Source organism: Sphingobium sp. LSP13-1-1.1, assembly GCF_040676415.1.
Taxonomy (GTDB): Bacteria; Pseudomonadota; Alphaproteobacteria; order Sphingomonadales; family Sphingomonadaceae; genus Sphingobium.
In genome coordinates this window covers 43,504-64,292 of record NZ_JBEGHU010000056.1, presented here as the reverse complement: position 1 = coordinate 64,292, position 20,789 = coordinate 43,504, and the positions used below count along the sequence as shown (strand labels likewise).

At 64.3% G+C, this 20,789-nt stretch carries 19 protein-coding genes; 5 read left to right on the top strand and 14 right to left on the bottom strand.

Going from position 1 to position 20,789, the window contains the following annotated elements; genetic code table 11:
• Positions 1–186 precede the first annotated feature (186 nt).
• The 6 genes from MRBLSP13_RS19230 to MRBLSP13_RS19205 all read right to left on the bottom strand — a co-directional run bounded on the left by MRBLSP13_RS19230 (position 187) and on the right by MRBLSP13_RS19205 (position 6,773).
• On the bottom strand, positions 187–1,038 hold the full coding sequence (locus MRBLSP13_RS19230) for an SDR family oxidoreductase (protein ID WP_363737845.1): 852 nt from the start codon (positions 1,036–1,038) through the stop codon (positions 187–189).
• A gap of 102 nt (positions 1,039–1,140) precedes the next feature.
• Positions 1,141–2,049: a DUF6473 family protein gene (locus MRBLSP13_RS19225; RefSeq protein ID WP_363756122.1), complete on the bottom strand. Its 909-nt coding sequence runs from the start codon at positions 2,047–2,049 to the stop codon at positions 1,141–1,143.
• Positions 2,049–3,212, bottom strand: a complete 1,164-nt coding sequence (locus MRBLSP13_RS19220) for a sulfotransferase family protein (protein ID WP_363756240.1) — start codon at positions 3,210–3,212, stop codon at positions 2,049–2,051. Before MRBLSP13_RS19220 ends, MRBLSP13_RS19225 begins: the two co-directional genes overlap by 1 nt.
• Before the next feature lie 5 nt (positions 3,213–3,217).
• The gene (locus MRBLSP13_RS19215) at positions 3,218–5,476 is read right to left on the bottom strand and encodes a molybdopterin-dependent oxidoreductase (RefSeq protein ID WP_363756120.1); all 2,259 of its coding nucleotides are present in this window, start codon (positions 5,474–5,476) and stop codon (positions 3,218–3,220) included.
• 223 nt (positions 5,477–5,699) lie between these two features.
• Positions 5,700–6,116, bottom strand: a complete 417-nt coding sequence (arr, locus tag MRBLSP13_RS19210; RefSeq protein WP_363737839.1) for an NAD(+)--rifampin ADP-ribosyltransferase — start codon at positions 6,114–6,116, stop codon at positions 5,700–5,702.
• A gap of 9 nt (positions 6,117–6,125) precedes the next feature.
• Positions 6,126–6,773, bottom strand: coding sequence for a glutathione S-transferase family protein (locus MRBLSP13_RS19205; protein ID WP_363756119.1), 648 nt, complete (start codon positions 6,771–6,773; stop codon positions 6,126–6,128).
• A gap of 505 nt (positions 6,774–7,278) precedes the next feature.
• On the opposite strand from MRBLSP13_RS19205, the gene MRBLSP13_RS19200 reads away from it, so the two are divergent.
• Entirely contained in the window at positions 7,279–8,079 is an 801-nt protein-coding gene (locus MRBLSP13_RS19200) for a DUF2189 domain-containing protein (protein WP_363737836.1), read from the top strand.
• 108 nt (positions 8,080–8,187) lie between these two features.
• On the opposite strand, the gene MRBLSP13_RS19195 is transcribed toward MRBLSP13_RS19200, so the two are convergent.
• The 8 genes from MRBLSP13_RS19195 to MRBLSP13_RS19160 form a co-directional block, all read right to left on the bottom strand.
• A complete protein-coding gene (locus tag MRBLSP13_RS19195; RefSeq protein ID WP_363756117.1) occupies positions 8,188–8,859 on the bottom strand; it encodes a c-type cytochrome in 672 nt (223 codons plus the stop codon).
• Between the two features lie 3 nt (positions 8,860–8,862).
• Entirely contained in the window at positions 8,863–9,216 is a 354-nt protein-coding gene (locus tag MRBLSP13_RS19190) for a cytochrome C oxidase subunit IV family protein (RefSeq protein ID WP_363756115.1), read from the bottom strand.
• A gap of 5 nt (positions 9,217–9,221) precedes the next feature.
• Positions 9,222–9,917, bottom strand: a complete 696-nt coding sequence (locus tag MRBLSP13_RS19185) for a heme-copper oxidase subunit III family protein (RefSeq protein ID WP_363737831.1) — start codon at positions 9,915–9,917, stop codon at positions 9,222–9,224.
• A gap of 12 nt (positions 9,918–9,929) precedes the next feature.
• Positions 9,930–10,520, bottom strand: coding sequence for a cytochrome c oxidase subunit 3 (locus tag MRBLSP13_RS19180; RefSeq protein ID WP_363737829.1), 591 nt, complete (start codon positions 10,518–10,520; stop codon positions 9,930–9,932).
• Positions 10,517–12,235: a cytochrome c oxidase subunit I gene (locus tag MRBLSP13_RS19175; protein ID WP_363756113.1), complete on the bottom strand. Its 1,719-nt coding sequence runs from the start codon at positions 12,233–12,235 to the stop codon at positions 10,517–10,519. The genes MRBLSP13_RS19180 and MRBLSP13_RS19175 overlap by 4 nt, the downstream gene beginning before the upstream one ends.
• Positions 12,235–13,104 carry a cytochrome c oxidase subunit II gene (locus tag MRBLSP13_RS19170; protein WP_363756111.1) on the bottom strand — a complete coding sequence of 290 codons (870 nt, stop codon included), beginning with the start codon at positions 13,102–13,104 and terminating at the stop codon, positions 12,235–12,237. Before MRBLSP13_RS19170 ends, MRBLSP13_RS19175 begins: the two co-directional genes overlap by 1 nt.
• A gap of 308 nt (positions 13,105–13,412) precedes the next feature.
• The gene (locus tag MRBLSP13_RS19165) at positions 13,413–13,589 is read right to left on the bottom strand and encodes a hypothetical protein (RefSeq protein WP_363737825.1); all 177 of its coding nucleotides are present in this window, start codon (positions 13,587–13,589) and stop codon (positions 13,413–13,415) included.
• A gap of 65 nt (positions 13,590–13,654) precedes the next feature.
• Positions 13,655–16,486, bottom strand: a complete 2,832-nt coding sequence (locus MRBLSP13_RS19160; RefSeq protein WP_363756109.1) for a TonB-dependent receptor — start codon at positions 16,484–16,486, stop codon at positions 13,655–13,657.
• 316 nt (positions 16,487–16,802) lie between these two features.
• Between MRBLSP13_RS19160 and MRBLSP13_RS19155 the strand changes: the two genes are divergently transcribed.
• From MRBLSP13_RS19155 to MRBLSP13_RS19140, 4 genes are all read left to right on the top strand, one after another.
• Entirely contained in the window at positions 16,803–17,897 is a 1,095-nt protein-coding gene (locus MRBLSP13_RS19155; protein WP_363737821.1) for a mandelate racemase/muconate lactonizing enzyme family protein, read from the top strand.
• Between the two features lie 29 nt (positions 17,898–17,926).
• Positions 17,927–19,159, top strand: a complete 1,233-nt coding sequence (locus MRBLSP13_RS19150; RefSeq protein ID WP_363756107.1) for an MFS transporter — start codon at positions 17,927–17,929, stop codon at positions 19,157–19,159.
• A gap of 72 nt (positions 19,160–19,231) precedes the next feature.
• A complete protein-coding gene (locus MRBLSP13_RS19145) occupies positions 19,232–19,954 on the top strand; it encodes a GntR family transcriptional regulator (RefSeq protein WP_133653172.1) in 723 nt (240 codons plus the stop codon).
• A 4-nt stretch (positions 19,955–19,958) separates the two neighbouring features.
• A complete protein-coding gene (locus MRBLSP13_RS19140; RefSeq protein WP_363756105.1) occupies positions 19,959–20,786 on the top strand; it encodes an amidohydrolase family protein in 828 nt (275 codons plus the stop codon).
• Positions 20,787–20,789: the final 3 nt, after the last annotated feature.

Below are 20,789 nucleotides of genomic sequence, written 5' to 3'. Positions count from 1 at the left end.
CTCCAGAGCAACACCAACGCCGCCGCCATCATGATCGGCGAAAAGGCGTCGGACCTGATCCTGGCCGACGCCTGATCAGCGGATAACAAGGATCGGGCCGCGGCAGCCCGCGATACCGGGCGACAAACACCGCAGCACCGCAGACAGCCATGATCCGCGCGGCAAGATCCCGACGCGGTCCGGGCCTTACGAGTTCGTATCTTTCTTGAAGCTTTCCAGATATTCGGTCGACAGTTTCGACCAGCGCAGCGAAGCCTGCATGCCGCCATCGACGAGCAGGTCCGTGCCCGTGATGTAGGATGCCTCGGGACCGGCAAGCCAACAGACGGCGGAGGCAATATCCTCGGCATTCCCCAACCGCGCAATCGGCTGGCTGGCGATGGTCTGGTCGATCGGCGCTCCGTGCTTGCGTTCATGGCGGATCATCGCGGTTGAAATGATGCCGGGGCTGATCGAGAGCAACCGCGCGCCGCGGGCGCCCCAGTCGGCGGCCTGCGCCTGCACGCGAAGCTGGTTGGAGCGCTTGGCAAGCCAGTATGAGCCAATGCCTGTGTCGTGGCCCGCCACGCTCTGCACCACCGCCTTCAGGTCCTCGATCGGGGCCAGCGCGAGTTTTTCCTCCACGTCCAGCGGGACCGGCGAGTAATAGGCGGCGTTGCTGGCGGTGACGAACGCCACCGTGCCGTCCACGGCCAGCGGCTTGAACGCATTCAATATGTGGATCGTGCCGACGAGGTTCACGTTGAAGATCGTCTCCCAGTCCGCCATGCCGGGAGAGACGCCCGCCGTATGCATCAAGGTTGCGAGCCGCCCGGTCCGGGCTACCAGTGCGGCTAGTTCGTTCACGGAATCGGGGTCGGCCACGTTGACCACCGCGGACAGCACCTTGTAGCCATCGTCCTCGAATTGCCGAACCGTGTCGGCCAGAACCTCAGGATTGTTGTCCGCGAGCACAAGCTGTTTGCCAACGCCGAGACGGCGGGCACATGCAAGGCCCAGTCCGCGAACGCCCGTAATGACGACGACATTATCATTCATGTTTCCGCTCCTATGATATTGGGGGTGTTGCGCTTGATGGTTGTTCAATTTCGCGAACGAGCGGTGGCCGCCATTTCGCGCCCTTCGCGGTGCCCAAGGCGGTCACAACCCCCTCACGGCTCCGAGCAGCGCTGTTGCTGCATCTTCGTGCATCTCGGGCGAGGGGTAGTAATCGTTGCGGCCGGTGGCCAGCGCGACATATTCGACCCCGCGATTTTCATAATTGGCGGGATCGATCGGCTTGCCAGTCCAGCGGTTGATGAGCGGCGCGCCGGCCCCCCGCTCGCTTACGCAGTTGATCGCGGCGGTGCACATCGCCGCCGCCTCTTTGGCCATAGCCGCGTCGACCAGCTGCGGAAACGCACCGAACATCCGGTGGACCAGCTCGACAGTCGGCCGCCGGCCCACTTCCGCGCGCAGTTCAGGCCAGGCAAGCGCCGCCGGCTTTTGCTGCGAGAACCACAGGAACACCACCGGCACGGTGATCGCAGCACGCAGCCGCCGCATCGATTCCAGCCAGCTCGCCTGGCTTTCCGCCACGAGGCGGGGCGCGTCATCGGGCGTTTCCTCCAGCACCCGGCTCCACGCGGAAACGGTATCGATGCTGTCACCGCTCACCCGGTCACGCAGATATTCGACATAGCCGTCGGCGGCAAAGCGGCTGTTCGCCTCGTGGCGCGCCGCCATCGCCTGCACGACGACGAAGCGGCCCCGGTTCATCGCGGCGATCAGCGCGGGATATTGGAGATAGAATCCCGGCCCGGCGCCGCCCACCGCGAGGTTGAGGGCGCTGAGGCCAAGACGATCGGAGAGCAGGTCGGGATAGGGACGGTCGACGAAGCAGCCATAGGTCTGCGCCGCGCCGAGACAGGTGAAGAACGACCGCTCCGGCGCGGCCTGCGGATCGATTGCGGGCCCGCGAAACGGGACCGGGCACCCGTCCAGGGTGAACGGACGATAGTCGACGATGTCCGCATCGCGCGTCGGATAGTCGGGGAACCACTGGTGCATCAGCGTCTTTCCAGGGCAATGTCGAAGCGGGCGATATAGTCGCCGAACTGGCGATCGACCGTCGCTTCGGTCAGCGCATAGTCGGCAAGGTCATAGAGATGGGCGCCGGCGTGGCCACGCGCTGCCTCATGGGTGGTGATCGCCGCCTCCATCGCCTGCGCCACCACGTCGCTCAGCTCCAGCCCCTCGAACGCATAGAGCGCGCGGATCGTCGCCATCGGGTCGCGGATGAAATCGCGGTAGTGAATGTCGTGAAAGGCATGGTCCGGATGGCGGTCGCGCGCGGCGATCATCCGCTGCGCGCTGGCGGCGAGGATCCCGGAGACCTGATAACCGACCATCGCCAGGTCGACATCGCTGTTGGTCATCGACAGCGGATGGGCATTGAGGCTGCAGGTCGAGCCGAGCGGCTTGATCGGGTCTCGATGGGTGTAGACGATCCGCGAATCGGGATATGTGGCGATGATCTCTTCCACGGCGAGCGCATGCGAGGGGAATTTGAGCGTCCAGGCCCCCGGTGCGGCGCTCTGCAGTACCTGGAGATAGCGGCAGTGCCAGGCATAGGCGGCGGCCATGTCGGCATGGTGCAGCCACCATTCGAAATAGTCGGGCACCTGGGTATGGATCAGCAGCGAGAACGACTTGAAGTCCTGCTGCATCTGCCAGAAACACTCGGTGGGCTCGTCGCCGCGCTCGACATGATGGTTGAGCGGCAGGAAACCGCTTTCGATCCGCGCATCGACCTCGCGCACCCGCACCGCGATGCGCGGATCATCGTGCAGGTGGGCGGCCTCGGCCGGGGGCAGTTCGCGATTGCCCTCCCAGTTCCAGTGCATCCGCCGCTGCGGGTCGAGGCTGAGCAGGTTGACCAGGAAGGTCGTGCCCGCGCGCGGCATGCCCAGCACGATCAACGGGCGCGTCACTGGCGTCGCGGCCGCCGCCGGATGCGCGGCGTGCCACGCTTCCAGCGCGAACCGGGCTCTGAGCGTCTCCACCAGGAAGGCTTCCGTCCGCTCGCGCGCGCCCGGTCGCATCGTGCGCGAACGCGCCAGATCGGCGAGGAACACCTCCAATCCTTCACGCCAGCTTTCGCCGGTCGGTGGGATGCCCGCTGCCGCCGCCCGGGCGACCAGGCGTTCGACCTCGGCAATCGCCGGGACCATGGTGTTCAAGCTGCGTCCTGCTGCGCGATGGTCCTTGCCAGCTCCACGACGATCGGCGTGCCATTGAAGCTGGCGCAGCCGCTCGGCACGTCGAATTCGGCGTCGTCGCTCAGCCGGTTGTAATTGGCGCCGTCGAGGCTGTGGGCGAGGCCCAGGCGCGAGCCGTCAAGCGCCTCGCTCCAGCCGTGCGGCACGCATACCGTGCCGATCCCCACTTCGTCGGTGATGCGCGCGGGCAGCGTGATCTCGCCAACCCGCGAGCGCAACCGCACCTCGTCGCCTTCGTCGATGCCGAGTCGGATGGCATCGGCCGGACTGATCATCGCCGTACAGCGCTTCGGCCCTTTCACCAGCGGCTGCAGATTGTGCATCCAGCTGTTGTTGGAGCGCATCTCGCGCCGACCGATCAGGCGCAGCGTACCGTGCGCGAACCTGCCATCGTCGATCGCCTGCTCCAGCCGGGGAATATCGGCAAGGAACGGAGCGGCCGCCAGCGCGATCTTGCCGTCGGGGGTGGCGATCGCCTGCGGCAGGCGTCCATGCTGCATCGGCCCGTGGGAAATCCCGGCCGGACTTTCGCGCAGCCGGGCCAGCGACAGGCCGCCGGGATGGCTGCCGAAGCCGTCGCCGTTCTTGCCGCCGCGCAACAGGATATCGAAGATGCGTTCGGGCCAGTCCTCGCCATCAGCGCTGGCCAGGAGCCCGGCCAGGTCCGCCCCGGCGGGCAGGCGCGGCAATTGCGGTGCCTGGCGCGACAGATATTCCACCGCGCAGCGCAGGTCGTAAGCGGCCTCGTCCATGCCGATGAAGCGGGCGGCGAGGCCGTTGATGATGCTCCAGTCGGTGCGTCCGTCGGGATCGGGCGGCAGGATGCGCGGCGACCAGGAGATCACGTCCTCCACCATCCAGTTGTTCCAGATCAGCGTGAACTCGCTGTGGCGCAGGTGATCGCCCGGCGGCAGGATGACGTCGGCAAAGCGCGTCGTCTCGTTGAGGTAGATGTCGACCGCGACCAGGAACTCCAGGCTGTCCAGGGCGGCGGCGACGCGGCCGGCATTGGGGTTGGACAGTACGGGGTTGCCGGCGATGATCGTCATGCCCCGGATGCGACCGGGGCCCGGCGTCTCGACATCCTCCCACATGGCGTGGGTGGGCATGGTGGCGCCCAGTTCCGGCGCGCCCGAGACGCGCGAGTGCCAGCGACCATGGGGCGGCTGATCGCCGACATAGGGATCGCGGGTGAAGACCGGCAGGCTGCCCTCGGGGAAGATCACCCCACCCTCGGCATCGCAATTGCCGGTGAGGATGTTGAGGCAGTCTATCGCCCAGACGCCGAGCGTGCCGAAGCTCTGGGTATTGATGCCGACCCGGCTATAGGCGGCGGCACTGCCGGCGGCGGCAAAGTCGCGCGCCAACTGGGTGATGCGCTCCGCTGCGATGCCGGTGAGCGGGGCGACGCGCTCGGCCGGGAATTGCGCCGCGACGGCGCGCAATTCGTCGAGTCCCGACACGTGCCCTTCCAGGCGGCCAAGGCGCACCAGCCCCTCGCGGAACAGCGTGTCGATCAGCGCCAGCGCCAGCAGCGCGTCGGTGCCCGGACGGATGGCGAAGTGGTCGTCGGCCAGTTCGGCAGTGGGCGTGCGGCGCGGATCGACCACCACCAGCCGCCCGCCGCGGGCGCGCAACCGCTTGAGCCGACCGGGCATGCCGGGGGCGCCGAACATGCTGCCATTCGACACGGCCGGGTTGGCGCCGAAGATCAGGAAGAATTCGGTACGGTCGACGTCGGGTACGGGAACATTGCCGATATCGCCATAGAGATAGGCGTCGACCATGTTGCGCGCGAAGTTGTCGATCGCGGCCGCCCCGGTGAGTTGCGCCGGCATGGCGGAGAGCAGCGACCCTCCGACCAACTGCAACGCGGCGACGTGCGCCGTGGGATTGCCCAGATAGATGCCCAGCGCGCTCGATCCATGGTCAGCCACGACGCGCCTGAGCCCGGCCGCCGCAAAGTCCAGCGCCTCTTCCCAACTCGCCTCGCGGAAGCCCTCGCCATCGCGGATCAGCGGCCTCGTCAGCCGGTCGGGATCCTCGCGCAGCGCCTTGATCGCCTGCGACTTCGGGCAGACATAGCCCTTGCTCGACGGATGGGCCGGATCACCGGACACCCGGCCGACCACGCCACTGTCGGGATCGGCTTCGATGACCAACCCGCAGCTGGCCTCGCAGGTCGGGCAAATTCGGGGGAATGTTTGCAGCGCCATCGATTTAATCTCCCAGCCCGGATCATGAACCGGGTGCTGGGCGGTCGCCTCGTCCTTTCGGACAATGCAGGAGTGGCGTGCCGGGTGGGCTTTGTCCTTATCAGGAATCGTGGCCTTCTCCTGCCGCGACCCCTGATGGAGAGGCTGCGCCAAGGATGCGCCGCCATCCGGCCCTGGACCGCTCGGGCCTGGAGTTTTCTGCCGCGCTCCGGCCTTCGGCGCATCAGTCCTCGATGATCGTGTCCGTGCCCTCGCGTTTCATGCGGGCGAGATTGTCCTTCATCTCCCTGACTTGCTCGGGAGCATGGCCGACCCAATCTTCCAGTTCGCCCGTGATCCGCAGCGGCGCGGTCGATCGGTAGGAGGCGGTCATGTTGCCGGGAAACCTCTTGTCGGTGAGGTTCGGGTCATCCTCAAACGGGCCGGTCGGCTCGACGATGAAGATACGACCCCTCCCGTCACCCCTCGCCAGTTCCGCGCCCCATGTGGCCGCTTCGAGCTTCGCCGCGAAATAGACGTGCTTCAGCCCCCGTTCGACGAAATTGCTCTCGAACCCCGGCGCGATCAGGTCGCCGATGGCCAGATCGGCCTTGGTTCCGTGATAGAAGATGGTCCCGGCGGGAACGTCCTTGGCGTACATGGCGCGTTCTCAGGCCACATCGGCGGCGGCGAAGTGAGCCATCTGGTCGCGATGCGCCTTTTCAAACGCCGGTCGCGCCGTGGCGCGGGCGAGGAAGTCGCGACAGGCCGCGTGATCGGACAACCCGTCGAACCGATCGACCTGCCGCATCACATCCGCCATGAGCAGGTCAGCGACCGTGAAGCGGCCCGCAACGAGCCATTCGCGATCGACGAGAACCGCATCCATTCGGTCGAGCCGGGCTTTCAGGAATTTGTCGATCATCTTCGCCTCGGGTGCTTCGCCGGGCAATCCCATGAACCGGAACAGGCTCCATGGCTGGCACGGCAGGTCGACCGAATTGAGCGCGGCGATGACCCATGACAGGACTTCGGCCCGACCCCGCGCGTCCTGCGGCATCAACGCCGGGCTCTTGTCCGCCAGATGCAGCAGGATCGCGCCGCTCTCGAACAGGGTCAGGTCGCCGTCGGTCAGCCACGGCACCTGGCCGAAGGGCTGCGCCGCGAAATGTTCGGGGCCGCGATCGCGAAACGGCGTGCTTTCCACCCGATAGGGCAATCCTGCCTCTTCGAGCGCCCAGCGCACCCGAAGGTCGCGCACAAGGCCCCGTGGCATCTCCGGCACCCAGTCATATGTGGTCAGGATCAGGTCGCTCATGGGCAATCTCCGGTTCGAAGCCGTGGGTCGATGTTATGCCCGCACCCGCCAATCCTCTTCGCAAGCCGCCGACACAGGACGATCTTATGACCAAAGTCGATGACGTGCTATATTGCGCCAATAATGTATCGCAACCAGACAGTTAGTTGCGAATGTGCGCGGATCATCCTGCCTTGTCGCAATGCATATCAGGTTCATGCGACCCGGGGTTCAACCGACGAGCTTGCGCTTGATTGACCGCAACGGCTGCCGCCGCTTGCCGGCACGCCTCCAGGGGCTGTCGGTGGCGCTGGAAACCGCGGGCCGGCATGTACGTTTCGACCGCGATCAGCCCCTGTCCAAAGCCGGCGGAAAGATGTACTCTTCGCCTTGGCCATGAGGCGTTTCCTCATGCCGGGACGATGCCCTGGGCAGGCTCCAACATGGACTGCATCGCGCACCGGTCCCGACAGAGGGCAGGACAAGCCGGACGCTCGTCATGGCGAGCTTCAAAGGGAGAGCGGCCATGGCAATTGCTCATCCAGGTGAAAAAGCATCGTCTCGTGACGAATATGAGATTCGCAGGATCGGACTGCCTGATCTGAAGATCGCACTGCAACAGGGCTGGGACGATTTCCAGGCCAAGCGGGGCGACCTGATCTTCATCGGTTTCATCTATCCCGCAGTGGTGCTGATGGCCATATTGATGGCCAGCCGCGTGTCGATACTGCCGCTGCTCTTCCCGCTGGTCGCCGGCTCCATCCTGTTCAGCCCGGCCCTGGCGAGCGGCTTCTACGAACTGGCACGACGCCGCGAACAGGGACTCGACAGTCGCTGGCGGCATTTCCTGGATGTGGTGCGCGGACCGTCGGCGCCCGCGCTCTTCGACCTTACCAGCATCACCGCCCTGCTGTTCCTGGCCTGGCTCGGTGCAGCGTGGCTCATCTATAACGCCACTGTCGGCCAGCTCGGTCCCCAAGCGGTCAGTTCGGTCGGTGTCTTCCTGAACGCGGTATTCGGCACGGTCGAGGGCTGGAAGATGATCATCGTCGGCAATCTGGTCGGCCTCGGCTTCGCAATCATAACCCTGGCGGTCAGCGTCGTGTCCTTTCCCATGATCATCGACAAGCGGACCAATTGGGGAGTGGCGCTGCGCACTTCCGTACGGGTCGCCTGGGCCAATCCGGTGACGGTCGCCATGTGGGGACTGATCGTCGTCGGGCTGCTGATCCTCGGCGCGCTGCCGGGTCTGGTCGGGCTTGCCATCGTGCTGCCGGTGCTGGGCTATGCGACCTGGCATCTCTACACGCGGGCGGTGGTTCGGTAACCCGAACCCGTTCGGGCTGAGCCTGTCCAGGCCCTTCGCTTTTCTGAAGGAAAGGGCTGCGCCTCAACAAGCGCAGCCCGAATGGGCGCTGAAGCGTCGTGCCCTAACTCAGTTCGCGCTCTTCGGCGCTGGCAAAGGCGGCGCTCCATTCCCCAAGGTCGCCAGATAGCGGATCACCGCTGCTCGATCCTCGGGCCGGCGGAGCCCGGCAAAGCTCATCTTCGTCCCCGGCACGTCCCGCCCCGGCGAGGCAAGGAATTCGAACAGCTTGTCATAGCTCCATGCGCCCCCATGCGCCTTCATCGCGGGCGAATAGGCAAAGCCCGCATGGCTCGCCACCGGGCGGGCGACCACGCCCCAGAGATTGGGGCCGATCCGGTTCGGCCCGCCCTGACTGAAGTCGTGGCAGCTGGCGCAGAGCTGGGCCTTCGCCTTGCCCGCATTGGGATCAGCACTGGCGAGCAGCGTTCCCAAATCCGCCGGCGGCGTGGCGGCGGTGGCGCCGGTCCCGGCGCCAGTCGATGGCAGGGAAACCTTCCCGCGCATGTCGCGGTGATAGGCGATCAGCCGATTGCCATCCGCCGGATCATCGAGGCTCGCCGGCCAGTCGCGCTGCACCGATGCCATATCTATGCGCGGCGGCATGTCGTCAGGCTTGTAGGCAAGGTCGCCGGCACTGGCATGCGGATAGAGTTGCCCTGAAAACCAGTTGAAGCTCCAGAGCGACGCCGCGGCCCCCGCGACACACAGCCCCGTCACCACCCAACGCATCCGCGCCATGGTTCAGCCTCCCCCGCCCATGAAGATCGCCCTTGTCCAGAAGGCGTAGTTCGCCTCGATCGTCATGATCCGCACCAGCACCAGCAGCACCAGTGGCGGCGTCAGTATCGCGTAGATCAGGGACAGCCGTTCCCATGCGAGATGCATGAATATGGACAGGATCAGCCCCGCCTTCAGCAACATGAACAGCACGATCAACGTCCAGCGGACGATCCCCTGCACATGCATGTAGTCAACCAGATAGGAAAGGGTGCTGAGCAGGAAAAGATAGCCCCAGACCTTCAGATAAAGGCTGATCGGATGATCCACCCCTTCATGCACAGCCCCGACATCGGCATTGGACAGATCCTGCTTCATGGAGCTCACCACAGGTAGAAGAATGCGAAGATGAAGACCCAGACGAGATCGACGAAATGCCAGTAGAGTCCCGCAATCTCGACCGCGCTATAATCGCCCGTGCGATCATAATCGCCGCGCGCGACCTTCGACGCGATGATCAGCAACAGGATGACCCCACAGGTCACATGCAGTCCGTGAAAGCCGGTGATCATGAAGAAGGAGGCACCGAATTGCGGCGCGCCCATGGGGTTGTACCAGGGCCGCACCCCCTCTTCGAAGATCAGCTTGCTCCACTCGAACGCCTGCATGGAGAGGAAGGTGAGGCCGAACAGCGCGGTCAGCAGCATGAGCCCCGCCGTTCTGCGGCGGTCGCGCCGGTAACCGAAATTCACGGCCATGGCCATCGTGCCGCTGGAACTGATGAGCGCGAAGGTCATGATCGCGATCAGGACGAGCGGAATGTCCTGTCCGCCGATGTTGAGCGCGAAAACCTCGGCCGTGTTGGGCCAGGGCAGCACGGCCGAAGCGCGCATTGTCATGTAGCCGGTCAGGAAGCAGGAGAAGATGAAGGTATCCGACAGCAAAAAGATCCACATCATCGCCTTGCCCCAATGGGTATGGCGAAACACCTCCTGATCCGCCGACCAGTCGGCCGCGATCTCGCGCAGGGCTGGGGTGATGACTTCCCTGTCTCTACGATCCTGCGTGGTCTGGAGCATGGCGCAACAACCTCAAGTCAGCAGCAGCAAGACGGCGATCAATATCCAGATGAGCAACAGCAGATGCCAGTAGAGCGCGCACAGTCGCACCTGGCCCGGGTTCCGCGAGGCCAGCACCCAGCCCGCGGCGCCAAGCCCGCCGATGATATGCAGCCCATGCAGCGCGGTCAGCAGATAGAAGAAGGCGTTGGCCGGATTCGTCGCCAGATAATAGCCCGCCGCCTGATAATGACGCCACAGCATCCACTGTCCGCCGAGGAAGCATAGCCCCAGCACCCCGCCCGCGAGCGACGCCATGCTCGCCCGGCCCCGGATCGCGGCTCGCCGGGCCATTTCCCAGGCAATGCTGCTCATGACCAGCACTGCGCTGTTGATCCACAGCAATGGCGGGTCGGGCATCGCGGCCCAGTCGTCTGCATGACCCATGGCCGCGTGCAGCCCCATGCGCATGACATAGGCGGCCACCAGCAGCGAGAACATGACGGCCATCACCACCGCATAGAGGGTCAGCCCGACCGATCCCGCCGAGGGGCGATGCGACGGGTCCAGCCTGTCGCTCGCCGGTTCCCAGCTCCGTTCGGAAAGGCGCGCGATGAGGTTCATGCGCGCGGCTCGGTCTGCGGGATGAAGTCGCGCTCGGCGCCAGGGACACTGTAATCATAGGCCCAGCGATAGACGACCGGCAGCTTCGGCCCCCAATTGCCATGGGCCGGCGGTGTCTGGGGCGTCTGCCATTCCAGGCTCGCCGCGCCCCAGGGATTGGGATCGGCCTTCGGACCGCGGAACAGGCTCCAGATCATGTTGAAGAAGAACAGGCTCTGCGCCGCGAACACCGCCAGCGCCGCGATGCTGATCCACTGGTTGGCCAAATGCACCGATGGCGGGATGAAGTCGGCCCGCCCCAGCGCATAATAACGGCGCGGCACGCCCAATATGCCAAGGTAGTGCATCGGCAGGAAGATCGCGTAGACGCCGAGGAAAGTGATCCAGAAATGGAGCTTTCCCAGCGTCTCGTTCCACATCCGCCCCGTAATCTTGGGATACCAGTGATAGATCGCGCCGAAGATTACCAGAACCGGCGACACGCCCATGACCATGTGGAAATGCGCCACCACGAAAAAGGTGTCCGACAAGGGTACGTCGACGCTCACATTGCCCAGGAACAGTCCTGACAGTCCGCCATGGATGAAGGTGAAGATAAAGGCGATGGCGAACAGCATCGGCACGCGCATATGGATGTTGCCGCGCCATAGGGTCAGCATCCAGTTATAGACCTTGATCGCGGTGGGAATGGCGATGATCAGCGTCGATGTGGCGAAGAAGAAACCGAAATAGGGGTTCATCCCGCTCACATACATATGATGCGCCCAGACGAGGAAACTCAGCGCGCCAATCACGACGATCGCCCAGACCATCATGCGATAGCCGAAGATATTGCGCCGCGCATGGACACTGATCAGGTCGGACACGATGCCGAAGGCGGGAAGCGCGACGATATAGACCTCCGGATGGCCGAAGAACCAGAAAAGATGCTGGAAGAGCAGCGGGCTGCCCCCCTGTGTCGACGTGATCATGCCGGCCGACTGCATCGCCGGCATGAAGAAGCTGGTACCCGCCAGACGATCGAACAGCATCATGACCGCGGCGACGAACAGCGCCGGAAAGGCCAGAAGGCCCATGACCGAAGCGGTGAAAATGCCCCACACCGACAGCGGCATCCGCATCAGCGTCATGCCTCGCGTCCGCGCCTGCAGCACCGTCGTCACATAGTTGAGGCCACCCATGGTGAATGCCGCAACAAAGATCGCCAGGCTGACCAGCATGGTGACGATGCCCCATTGGTGACCCGGCGTTCCTTCGCTGATCGCTTGCGGCGGATAGAGCGTCCAGCCCGCGCCCGTCGGTCCGCCCGGCACGAAGAAACCCGCCACCAGCACGATCACCGAAAGCAGGTACAGCCAGTAACTGAGCATGTTGACGAAGGGGAAGACCATATCCCGCGCACCGATCATCAACGGAATCAGATAATTGCCAAAGCCGCCGAGCAGCAGGGCCGTGAGCAGATAAACGACCATGATCATGCCGTGCATCGACACGAACTGCAGGTAATTGTCCGGCTGGATCGCCGGGAAGGCCCCCGGAAAGCCCAATTGCAGCCGCATGAGCGCCGAAAGGACCAGCGCCACGAGCCCGATGCTGATCGCGGTCACGCTATATTGGATGGCGATGACCTTGTGATCCTGGCTCCAGACATAGCGGGTGACCCAACTATGCGGATGATGCAGCGGGCGCAGATCGTCGGCCAGGGTGGTAGCCATCAGCGAATGCTCCAGGAGGCGGGGACTGAACAGGCGTTCGCCTTGATCAGCAGGATCGACATGGCGGCTGGAGGCGTCTCGGCCAGTATCTGCCCGAAGCTGCTCTGTTGCGCCTGCCACGCGGCGAAGGCCCTGGGCGAATCGACCACCACCTTGCCGCGCATTTCATGATGGCCCGTGCCGCACAGTTCGGCGCAGAGTATATCGAACGTCCCCGTCTTCGTGGGTGTCATCCAGAAATAGGTGACGATGCCCGGCACCAGATCCATCTTGGCGCGGAATTCGGGTACATAGAAATCGTGCAGCACGTCCTTGGAACGCAGCAGGATCTTCACCGGCTTGCCCACGGGTAGATGCAGGTCGCCCGTTTCGACCAGCAGGTCGTCGCGACCATAGGGGTCGAGCGGATCGAGCCCCAGCACATTGTCCGGCGTCACATATTTGACCGCTGCGGCGCCCAGAACGCCATCGGGACCCGGATAGCGGAACGACCATTGCCATTGCTGCCCCACCGCCTCGATGATCGTTGCCCCCTTGGGCACCGATACATATTTGCCCCAGGCAGCCAGTCCTGGCGCCAACATCCCGGCGATGCCGATTGCCGTCCAGAAGGTCAGCCGTTTTTCGAGCCGACTATTTTCCGGTTCATAATGGGCGCGGTGTCCGGGCCGGTGCCGATATCGCACCAGCGCCCAGGCCAGGAAGAGGTTGAGAAGGACGAATGCCGCCGCGCAAATCCACAGCGTAACGTCGAGCGCGGAGTCTATCGAACCCCAATTGGTCGCGATCGGTGTCCGCCACCATGGACTGAACAAGTGGAAGGCGACCGAACCAAACACCAGCAAGGCGATGGCGACCGCAATCGGCACAGGCCCTCTCCCACCAATGGTGAGGCGGCTCCGGTCGAACGGCTTGTCGACCTTACGAGTCGCCTTCGGATAATAACCGTTTGCCGCAGTCTACAGAAAAACGCGGCGTTGTGAAAGTGTTGGGCCCGACGATATCGTCCCCTCCAGAATGTCGAGGGATCCTTCATCTTGCCTGCGCATCTGATGCAGAAACCTCGCCCCATGCCGCGATTGCCGCGTCTGAGGGGGGATGAGGCGGAGCATCGAGCCCTTCCGGCGGAGCGTGGCTATATGCGCGCAGTATGGAGCCGCGCGGATGGCAATTTCACTCAGGGGCGTGGGGCCACCTGTGCCCGATTGCAGGCAAATAGGAGCGGACGGTCGTCCGCCCCCAGCAGAGTGGCACCAGGCATCTGGCCGGCGCGGGCGCCCCGGGGGCGCTGCACCGGCAGCACCCCCACGCCCTCGCCCACGCCCTCGCCCGGCGTCTTCCCGGATGGATCCATGACGATGGCTTTGACGCCGGACGTCCCGATATCGATGCCGAAGAACCTGGCGAGGGTCCGGTCGATCAGAAGAAGCCGCGTACGGCGAAGGCGATCGTCCGGCTGCGCTGGATGAACGAGCGGAACATGTCGGGATCGACGATATAGTCGCGACGATTGGCACGGGTGAGGTTGGTGCCGGTGACGCTAAGCTCCAGATGCTCGATCGGACGGTAGGAGATGCTCGCGTTGAGCTGGCCATATCCCTTGGTGAAGGTCGGTTGCGCAGCACGATCGTTGCCGCCGCCGAGCGCCTGGAAGTAGCTCGACCGATAGGCATAGGCGACGCGGGTCGCGAACGGCCCCTTCTCATAATAGGCGATCGCGTTGGCATTGTGCTTCGATGCCCCCGGGAAGCCGTAGGAGGTGGTCGACGCGGCATTGTCGATGGTGATCTTCGAGTTGATATAGGTATAGTTCGCCTGCACGCCGAACCCGTCCCACGGTGCGGGCAGGAAGCTGAACGGCTGGTTCAACCCGACTTCGGCACCATAGACGCGTCCATTCGATGCATTGACGGGCTGCGTCACGTCCAGGCGGGTCGCGCCCTGTGCCGGAATGGTGGTGTCGAGGGTCACCGTACGCAGGATGAAGTCGTCGACCTTCTTGTAGAAGCCGCCGAGATACAGCGCACCACCGCCACGGGTGTAATATTCCAGCCCCAGGTCAAGCTGCCACGCCGTCAGCGGCTTCAGCTTCGTATTGCCGAGCGTCGCGGTGCCGCGCTGGCTGGGATCGACGCGCGGATCGTTGGGATCATAATAGCTGACCGCGTTGCGTGGCGCGGTATCCTCATATTCCGGGCGCGACATCACGCGGGACACGGCCAGACGGACATGCAGCGGGTCGGTGGGATTGAGGTCGAGGTTCGCCGAGGGAAGAAATTCCCAGTAGCGATGCGTGTCGCTGGTCGGCGTCAGCGTCTGGCTGAGCGTCGCGTTCAGGCCGTTGAGGATCGTCGTGCTCTGCGTCGACCGCGAGGTCAGATCGGTGTAGACCGCCCGGACGCCCACATTGCCCTTGACCGGCATATTGCCCCAGGTGCCATTCCCATCGGCCTGCACGTAGAATGCGGTCGTCTTTTCATGCGCGGTGATGGCGAAGGACGCGTCTTCCTTGTCGATCGCCGCGTCACGCAGCGCGGGAACCAGATTGGCCGCCGCCGGATAATCGAGGAACGGGATCGGCACCCCGAAATTGAAGCGTGTCAGGAAGCCGGCATCCTGCCCGTTGAAGATCACGTCGGGCATCTGCTGGGAAATGGCGGTAGTGAAGCCGGTGGCCGCATCGGGAGCCGGCACGAACAGTGAGGTGCTGCGCAGCCTTATGGTCGTGTCCTGATAGCGCGCGCCCGCCTTCAGCACGACATCCGGTGCCACGTCATAGGCGATGTCGCCGCGAAGCGCATGGGCATGCGAACGGTTGAAATATTTGCGCCCGAAGAAGCCGTTGAAGACGCCGCCCGGCGGCGTGACGACGTTGGTCACTCCCGTGATCGTCGGCACCATTGGAACGCCGTCAAATTGCACGTTGCGATTCGGCGCGCTGGTGCCGCCGAAGAACAGCCGCAGATCCTGATCATAGCGACCGTTCGAATAGCCATAGTCGACGCTCGCGCGGAAACCGTCGCCGTTATACTTGATGTTGCCGCCGGCGACGATCGCATACTGGTTGTTGAAGAACTTCAGCGGCTGCGGATCGAGCGTGACGCCCGGGCCCGTTCCTCCCGCATAGGCGAGCTTCGACGTATCGAATGCGAGCAGCCGTCCGTCACGGACGGTATAGCCGCCGGGGCTGGCCACCCCGTCATAGACGCTGCTGGCGCCATTGAGCTGGAGATCGTTGGTCGGCCGGAACTGCTCGTTCAGAAACTTGGAATAGGTTCCGTCGACGTTGATTTCCCATTGATCGCTCGGTTTGAACTGAAGACCGCTGCTGAACGCCAGGCGGCTGATCTTACCGTCGTTCTTCGACGCCGTGATGCGCGAGGGCACCAGCACGCCGCGCTCGACACGGTCGATGCTGCCGTCGGCATTATCGTCGAACGACAAATCCCGAGTGGCAAAGCGCGAAAACAGTTCGGAGCTGGAAGTGTCGCCGTGCGACCACAGGCCCGACAGATAGACGCCCAGCCGGTTGTCGAGCAATTTGGTGCCGACGACACCGCTGATCCGGGGAATGAAGTTTTTCGTCTGGTCGTCATAGTCGGCACGGACGGTCAGGCTGCCGAACGACGTGCCGCCACCGGGCGCGCGATAGTCGAGCGGCTTCAGCGTCTGGACGTCGATCTCGCCGGCGATGCCGCTTTCGACCAGGTCGGCGGTCGGTGTCTTGTACACCAGCATGCCCGAAATGACCTCTGTCGGCAGCACGTCGAGATTGACCTGGCGCAGTGAGTTGATGCCCTCGTTGCCGCCGGTCAGCGGCACGCGGCCGTTGATCGTGACTTGCGTGTAGCCCGGGCCGAGGCCGCGGATCGATGCGCGATCGCCAGCGGTGCCGCTGTCGTTGCGTTCGATCTGAACGCCCGGCACACGCTGCAGGACGTCGGCGATGTTGACGTCGCTGAAGCGGCCCAGATCCTGGCTGGTGACGGCCTCGACGACGGACGCGGCCTCACGCTTGACCGCTACGGCACGCTCCGCCGAGGCGCGGTAACCGGTGACGATGATATCCTCGACATTGCTGGCCTGTGCCGGGGCCGTGCCAGCTGCGGCATCAGAGGAGTCCTGCGGCTGTGCCGGCGAGCCGGGGGGCGGCGTGGTCGCCTCACCTCCCGCCTGCGCACAGGCCATCGACGCCTGCATGAGAGACATTGCACCTGCCGTGCACAGGCACATGATCCGGGTGATCTTCATTCATCCTCTCCCTCTTGCGCGATCGGTCGACCGCCGCCCTTGTTCGCCGTGAATGCAGCCAATCGATATTTCATGCAAGCCAAAAACATTATCTAATTCATATTTTGATATATCAGTGGATGAATTTTGTTGAAGATACAGGATAATTCAGACCGAAATGCCGCTGTCGGGACGGGATTACCCCTCTATTGTCGGTGACGGCGCTGTGCCGTTAGGCGTGTTTCGCGGCCGTTGAGATCGATTTATCGGCTTGCGCCCGCAAAATTTCTCTGAAATATAGATCTGAAATATCAGATATGACGAAAGGCAAACGGGGATGAGGATTACGGCATATCGGATTACCCGTTTTCACTATCCTCGCGATCGACCGGTCGGCGATTCGCAGGTGCATACGACCGAAATCCATGTGGCCGCGATCGAACTGATCGATTCGGCGGGACATGTCGGCCTCGGCTTCGCGCAATCATTGTTCAACGCCCTTCCCGACGAGCAGGAGATCGAGCGGACCTTCCTCGAACAGGCGTGGCCCGCCCTCGATGGTCAGGAACCGGCGGCACTGGCGCTCGCGGTGCGGCGTCCACGCGGCGGCAATGTGCGCCGCATGTCGCTGCCGTTCGAGGAGGCGATCCAACAGGCGGTCTGGGACCTGTTCGCACAGCAGCAGGGCCTGCCGCTGTGGCAGATGCTGGGCGCCGATCGGTCAAGCGTTCCCGTCTACGCGAGCGGGCTGGACTTCCATCTGTCGGACCACGCTTTCGTCGAGCTGTTCGGCAACGCCGCGGAAGCCGGCTATCGCGGCTTCAAGATCAAGGTCGGCCATCCCGACCTCGAGCGCGACGTTCACCGGCTGAACCTGTTGCGCAAGACGGTGGGCCAGGACCGCCCGGTGATGGTCGATCCCAACGAGGCGTGGACCGTCGGGCAGGCGATCGACGCCCTGCAGACGTTCGAGCGCGCGGGGCACCGCATCTACTGGGTCGAGGATCCCGTGACCCGCGACGATATCGCGGGGCTGAAGCTGATCCGGCGGACCGGCATCACCCGGGTCAACGCCGGCGAATATCTCGACCTGTCCGGCAAGCGGCGCCTGCTCGAACAACAGGCATGCGACATGCTCAACGTCCATGCCCAGGTCGGGGACGTGATGCGCGCCGGATGGCTGGCCAGCGAGCAGAATGTCGAAGTGACGCTGGGCAACAGTTTCCTCGAGATCGGCGTCAACATGGCGTTGGCGCTGCCAGGCGTGCGCTGGCTGGAATACAGCTTCCAGAATTTCGACCATCTGGTCGAAAAGACGTTTACAATCCGCGACGGCATGATCTTCGGCAGCGATACGCCTGGGCACGGTTTACGGTTGAGCGCGACCGCACAGGAAGATTGCCGGCGACTGACTGCGGCGGCAGCGGCATGACAGCGCCCTTTGCTCCCCCGCCCCGCACGATGGCGACCGGTCGGCGCGACTGGCGACTGATCGTGTCGCTGGGTGTCGTCTTCTTCGTGCTGCTGACGCTGTATGCCGCGGTGCTGGGCGTGCTGCTGCCCAACCAGATCCAGGATATCTCGCCCGCCACCAAGACGAAGACGCTGGGCGTGGTGTTCGCGATCACGTCCGTCTTCAGCACGCTGGCAACGCCAATGGCCGGCGCCTTCTCGGACCGAACGCGAAGCCAGTTCGGGCGACGCACACCGTGGATCGTCATCGGCGCGCTGATCGGCGGCGGCGCCATCATCATGGTGCCTTACGGATCGGGCATCGTCGCGGTGACGGCCCTCTGGGTCGTGGCGGCGATCAGCCTCAATTCGATGCAGCCGGCGATCACGACCATCGTCGCCGACCGGTTCGCGGTGGAGGAGCGCGGCTTCGTGTCGGGCGTGGTCGGCGCGGCGATGACGGCCGGCATTTCCGCCGGCACGATCTACGGCGGACTGCTCGCTCATGATCTGCGGCTCGCTTACGGCCTGCTGGGCGGTGCGATCATCCTCGCCTGCCTGTCGTTCGTGGCGCTCAACCCGGAACCGCGCGAAACGCTGCCGCCGGCCTCGCCGTTTCGCCTCGGCGCGTTCCTGCGCTCCTTCTGGATCGACCCGCGCGAACATCCCGATTTCGCATGGGCGTTCCTCGGGCGCTTCACGATCTACATGGGCTATCAGGCGATCGTCACGTACCTGCTCTATATCCTTCAGGATCACATCGGGTTGAGCCAGAGCGACGCAAATACCACCATCGCGCGGCTGTCGTCCGTAACGTTCGTCGCGCTGGTCATCTCCGGCCTCGCCTCCGGCTGGTTGTCGGATCGCTGGCAGCGCCGCAAGCCGCTGGTCTTCGCCGCTGGTATCATCATGGCGCTGGCGGTCGTCGCCCCACTGGTGCAGCCCAACGCCGCCGGCATGTTCGCCTATGCGGTGCTGATCGGACTCGGCTATGGTGCCTTCATGTCGGTCGACCTCGCATTGATGACGCAGGTGCTGCCGGCCAGCGAAGGCGGTGATGATACGGGCAAGGATCTCGGCATCCTGACCACCGCGGTGAACGTCCCGCAAATCCTCAGCCCGGTGCTCGCTGCGACGCTGCTCAGCGCGACCGGCAACGATTATCCGCTGCTGTTCGTCGTCGCGGGGGCGTTCGTGCTGGCGGGTGCGTGTCTCGTGTTGCCGATCCGGTCGGTGCGATGAGCGGCGCTTCGCTATCCTGCCGAAAGGCTTTGCGGTTGACCCGTCCCGGTGATGAGGCCATTTCGTCTGACTATGCCACGTTCGAAAATCAGCGCCGTGTCGGCGACCGATCCCCCTGCCAGCGAGAAATCCGTCGGCGAGAGAGGAAACGAACCGCCGCTGGCCGAAAAGGCCTATCGTGCGATCCTTCAGGGCTTGTTCGACAGAACCATCCCGGTCGGTGCCGAATTGTCGCAGAACGAACTGATGCGATTGCTCGGCCTCACCATCCAGCCGCTGCGCGACGCGTTGCGAACGTTGGAGACGGAGGGCCTGGTCACGATTCACGCGCGATCCTGTATCCGCTTCGTCAAGGCAGATCTGGAACTGTCGCGATCGACCTACCAGTTCCGCTCGCTGATCGAGCGGGCGGGGGCACGGGCTTTCGCGGAAACGGGCGATGCGGCGGAGATCGCGGAGATGATCGCGGCGCATCGCGATCTGATCGCGGATCTGGAGCGTCACGACCTGGGTCCGGCCGAGGAGGATCGGCTGGGGTTGCTGGAGGAGCAGCTGCACGGCGCGCTGATCTCGTCGTTGCGCAACTCGCTGATCGAAATGACCGCGCGACGACTGAAGAATTACGTGACGCTCGTTCGGCTCGACCGGCTGGTGACGAGACCATTGGCGCTGCGTACGCTGCGCGAGCATCTCGACATTCTGGAGGCGTGCGCGAACCGCGATGCGGACGCGGCGGAAGCGGCGCTCGCCGGCCATTTTCAGCAGGCGCTGCAACGGATCCTCGGTATGGCGTGATACCATGCAGGTGATCGACGCGCACCATCACCTCTGGGCGCTCGACACGCCCGGGCACCAGTGGCCGACCGTCGCGGAACCGTCGATTCATCGTGATTTCGCGATGGACGACCTGATCGCCGCGACGGGCGATGTCCGGCTGGCCGCCAGCGTCTTGGTCCAGTCGCAGCCGACCGACGCCGATACCGACTGGATGCTGGCCGTGGCGGAGACGAGTCCTGTCGTCGGTGCCGTCGTCGGATGGGTCGATCTCGCGTCACCGCAGGCACCGGGCAGGATCGCCACGCTCGCGACCGCGCCCAGGCTGCGCGGGTTGCGGCCGATGCTGCAGTCCATCGCCGCCACCGACTGGCTGCTCGACCCGGCGCTGGAGCCCGCCATCGCGGCGATGCTGCGGCACGGCCTGCGCTTCGATGCGCTCGTGCAGCCCCGGCATCTGCCGATGCTGGCGCGTTTCATGGATCGCTGGCCGGATCTTCCGGTCGTGATCGACCATGCGGCAAAGCCCTTCATCGCCCAAGACAGGATCGATCCGTGGCGGACGCAGATCGCCGCGCTCGCCGATCGCGGCGCATGGTGCAAGCTGTCGGGCCTGCGCACCGAACAGGTGGCCGGCGCTCCGGCGGACCAACTGCGCCCCTATGTCGACCATCTGCTCGCATGCTTCGGCGATCGGTTGATGTGGGGCAGCGACTGGCCGGTGCTGCGCCTGTCGGGGGACGATTTCGCGCAATGGGTGGCGGATGCCGACCGGCTCACCGGCCTGCACGGGCCGGCGCGGGATCGCCTGTTTCGCGGTGCGGCGGCCGCATTCTACGGCATGAAGGGCTGAGCG

Coding starts and splice junctions, on each gene's coding strand:
- MRBLSP13_RS19200 (WP_363737836.1), top strand. CDS start 7,279: ATGGCAATTGCTCATCCAGGTGAAAAAGCATCGTCTCGTGACGAATAT.
- MRBLSP13_RS19180 (WP_363737829.1), bottom strand. CDS start 10,520: ATGAACCTCATCGCGCGCCTTTCCGAACGGAGCTGGGAACCGGCGAGC.
- MRBLSP13_RS19165 (WP_363737825.1), bottom strand. CDS start 13,589: ATGGATCCATCCGGGAAGACGCCGGGCGAGGGCGTGGGCGAGGGCGTG.
- MRBLSP13_RS19205 (WP_363756119.1), bottom strand. CDS start 6,773: ATGAGCGACCTGATCCTGACCACATATGACTGGGTGCCGGAGATGCCA.
- MRBLSP13_RS19160 (WP_363756109.1), bottom strand. CDS start 16,486: ATGAAGATCACCCGGATCATGTGCCTGTGCACGGCAGGTGCAATGTCT.
- MRBLSP13_RS19225 (WP_363756122.1), bottom strand. CDS start 2,049: ATGCACCAGTGGTTCCCCGACTATCCGACGCGCGATGCGGACATCGTC.
- MRBLSP13_RS19190 (WP_363756115.1), bottom strand. CDS start 9,216: ATGAAGCAGGATCTGTCCAATGCCGATGTCGGGGCTGTGCATGAAGGG.
- MRBLSP13_RS19230 (WP_363737845.1), bottom strand. CDS start 1,038: ATGAATGATAATGTCGTCGTCATTACGGGCGTTCGCGGACTGGGCCTT.
- MRBLSP13_RS19220 (WP_363756240.1), bottom strand. CDS start 3,212: ATGGTCCCGGCGATTGCCGAGGTCGAACGCCTGGTCGCCCGGGCGGCG.
- MRBLSP13_RS19140 (WP_363756105.1), top strand. CDS start 19,959: ATGCAGGTGATCGACGCGCACCATCACCTCTGGGCGCTCGACACGCCC.
- MRBLSP13_RS19185 (WP_363737831.1), bottom strand. CDS start 9,917: ATGCTCCAGACCACGCAGGATCGTAGAGACAGGGAAGTCATCACCCCA.
- MRBLSP13_RS19145 (WP_133653172.1), top strand. CDS start 19,232: ATGCCACGTTCGAAAATCAGCGCCGTGTCGGCGACCGATCCCCCTGCC.
- MRBLSP13_RS19150 (WP_363756107.1), top strand. CDS start 17,927: ATGGCGACCGGTCGGCGCGACTGGCGACTGATCGTGTCGCTGGGTGTC.
- MRBLSP13_RS19155 (WP_363737821.1), top strand. CDS start 16,803: ATGAGGATTACGGCATATCGGATTACCCGTTTTCACTATCCTCGCGAT.
- MRBLSP13_RS19215 (WP_363756120.1), bottom strand. CDS start 5,476: ATGGCGCTGCAAACATTCCCCCGAATTTGCCCGACCTGCGAGGCCAGC.
- arr (WP_363737839.1), bottom strand. CDS start 6,116: ATGTACGCCAAGGACGTTCCCGCCGGGACCATCTTCTATCACGGAACC.
- MRBLSP13_RS19175 (WP_363756113.1), bottom strand. CDS start 12,235: ATGGCTACCACCCTGGCCGACGATCTGCGCCCGCTGCATCATCCGCAT.
- MRBLSP13_RS19195 (WP_363756117.1), bottom strand. CDS start 8,859: ATGGCGCGGATGCGTTGGGTGGTGACGGGGCTGTGTGTCGCGGGGGCC.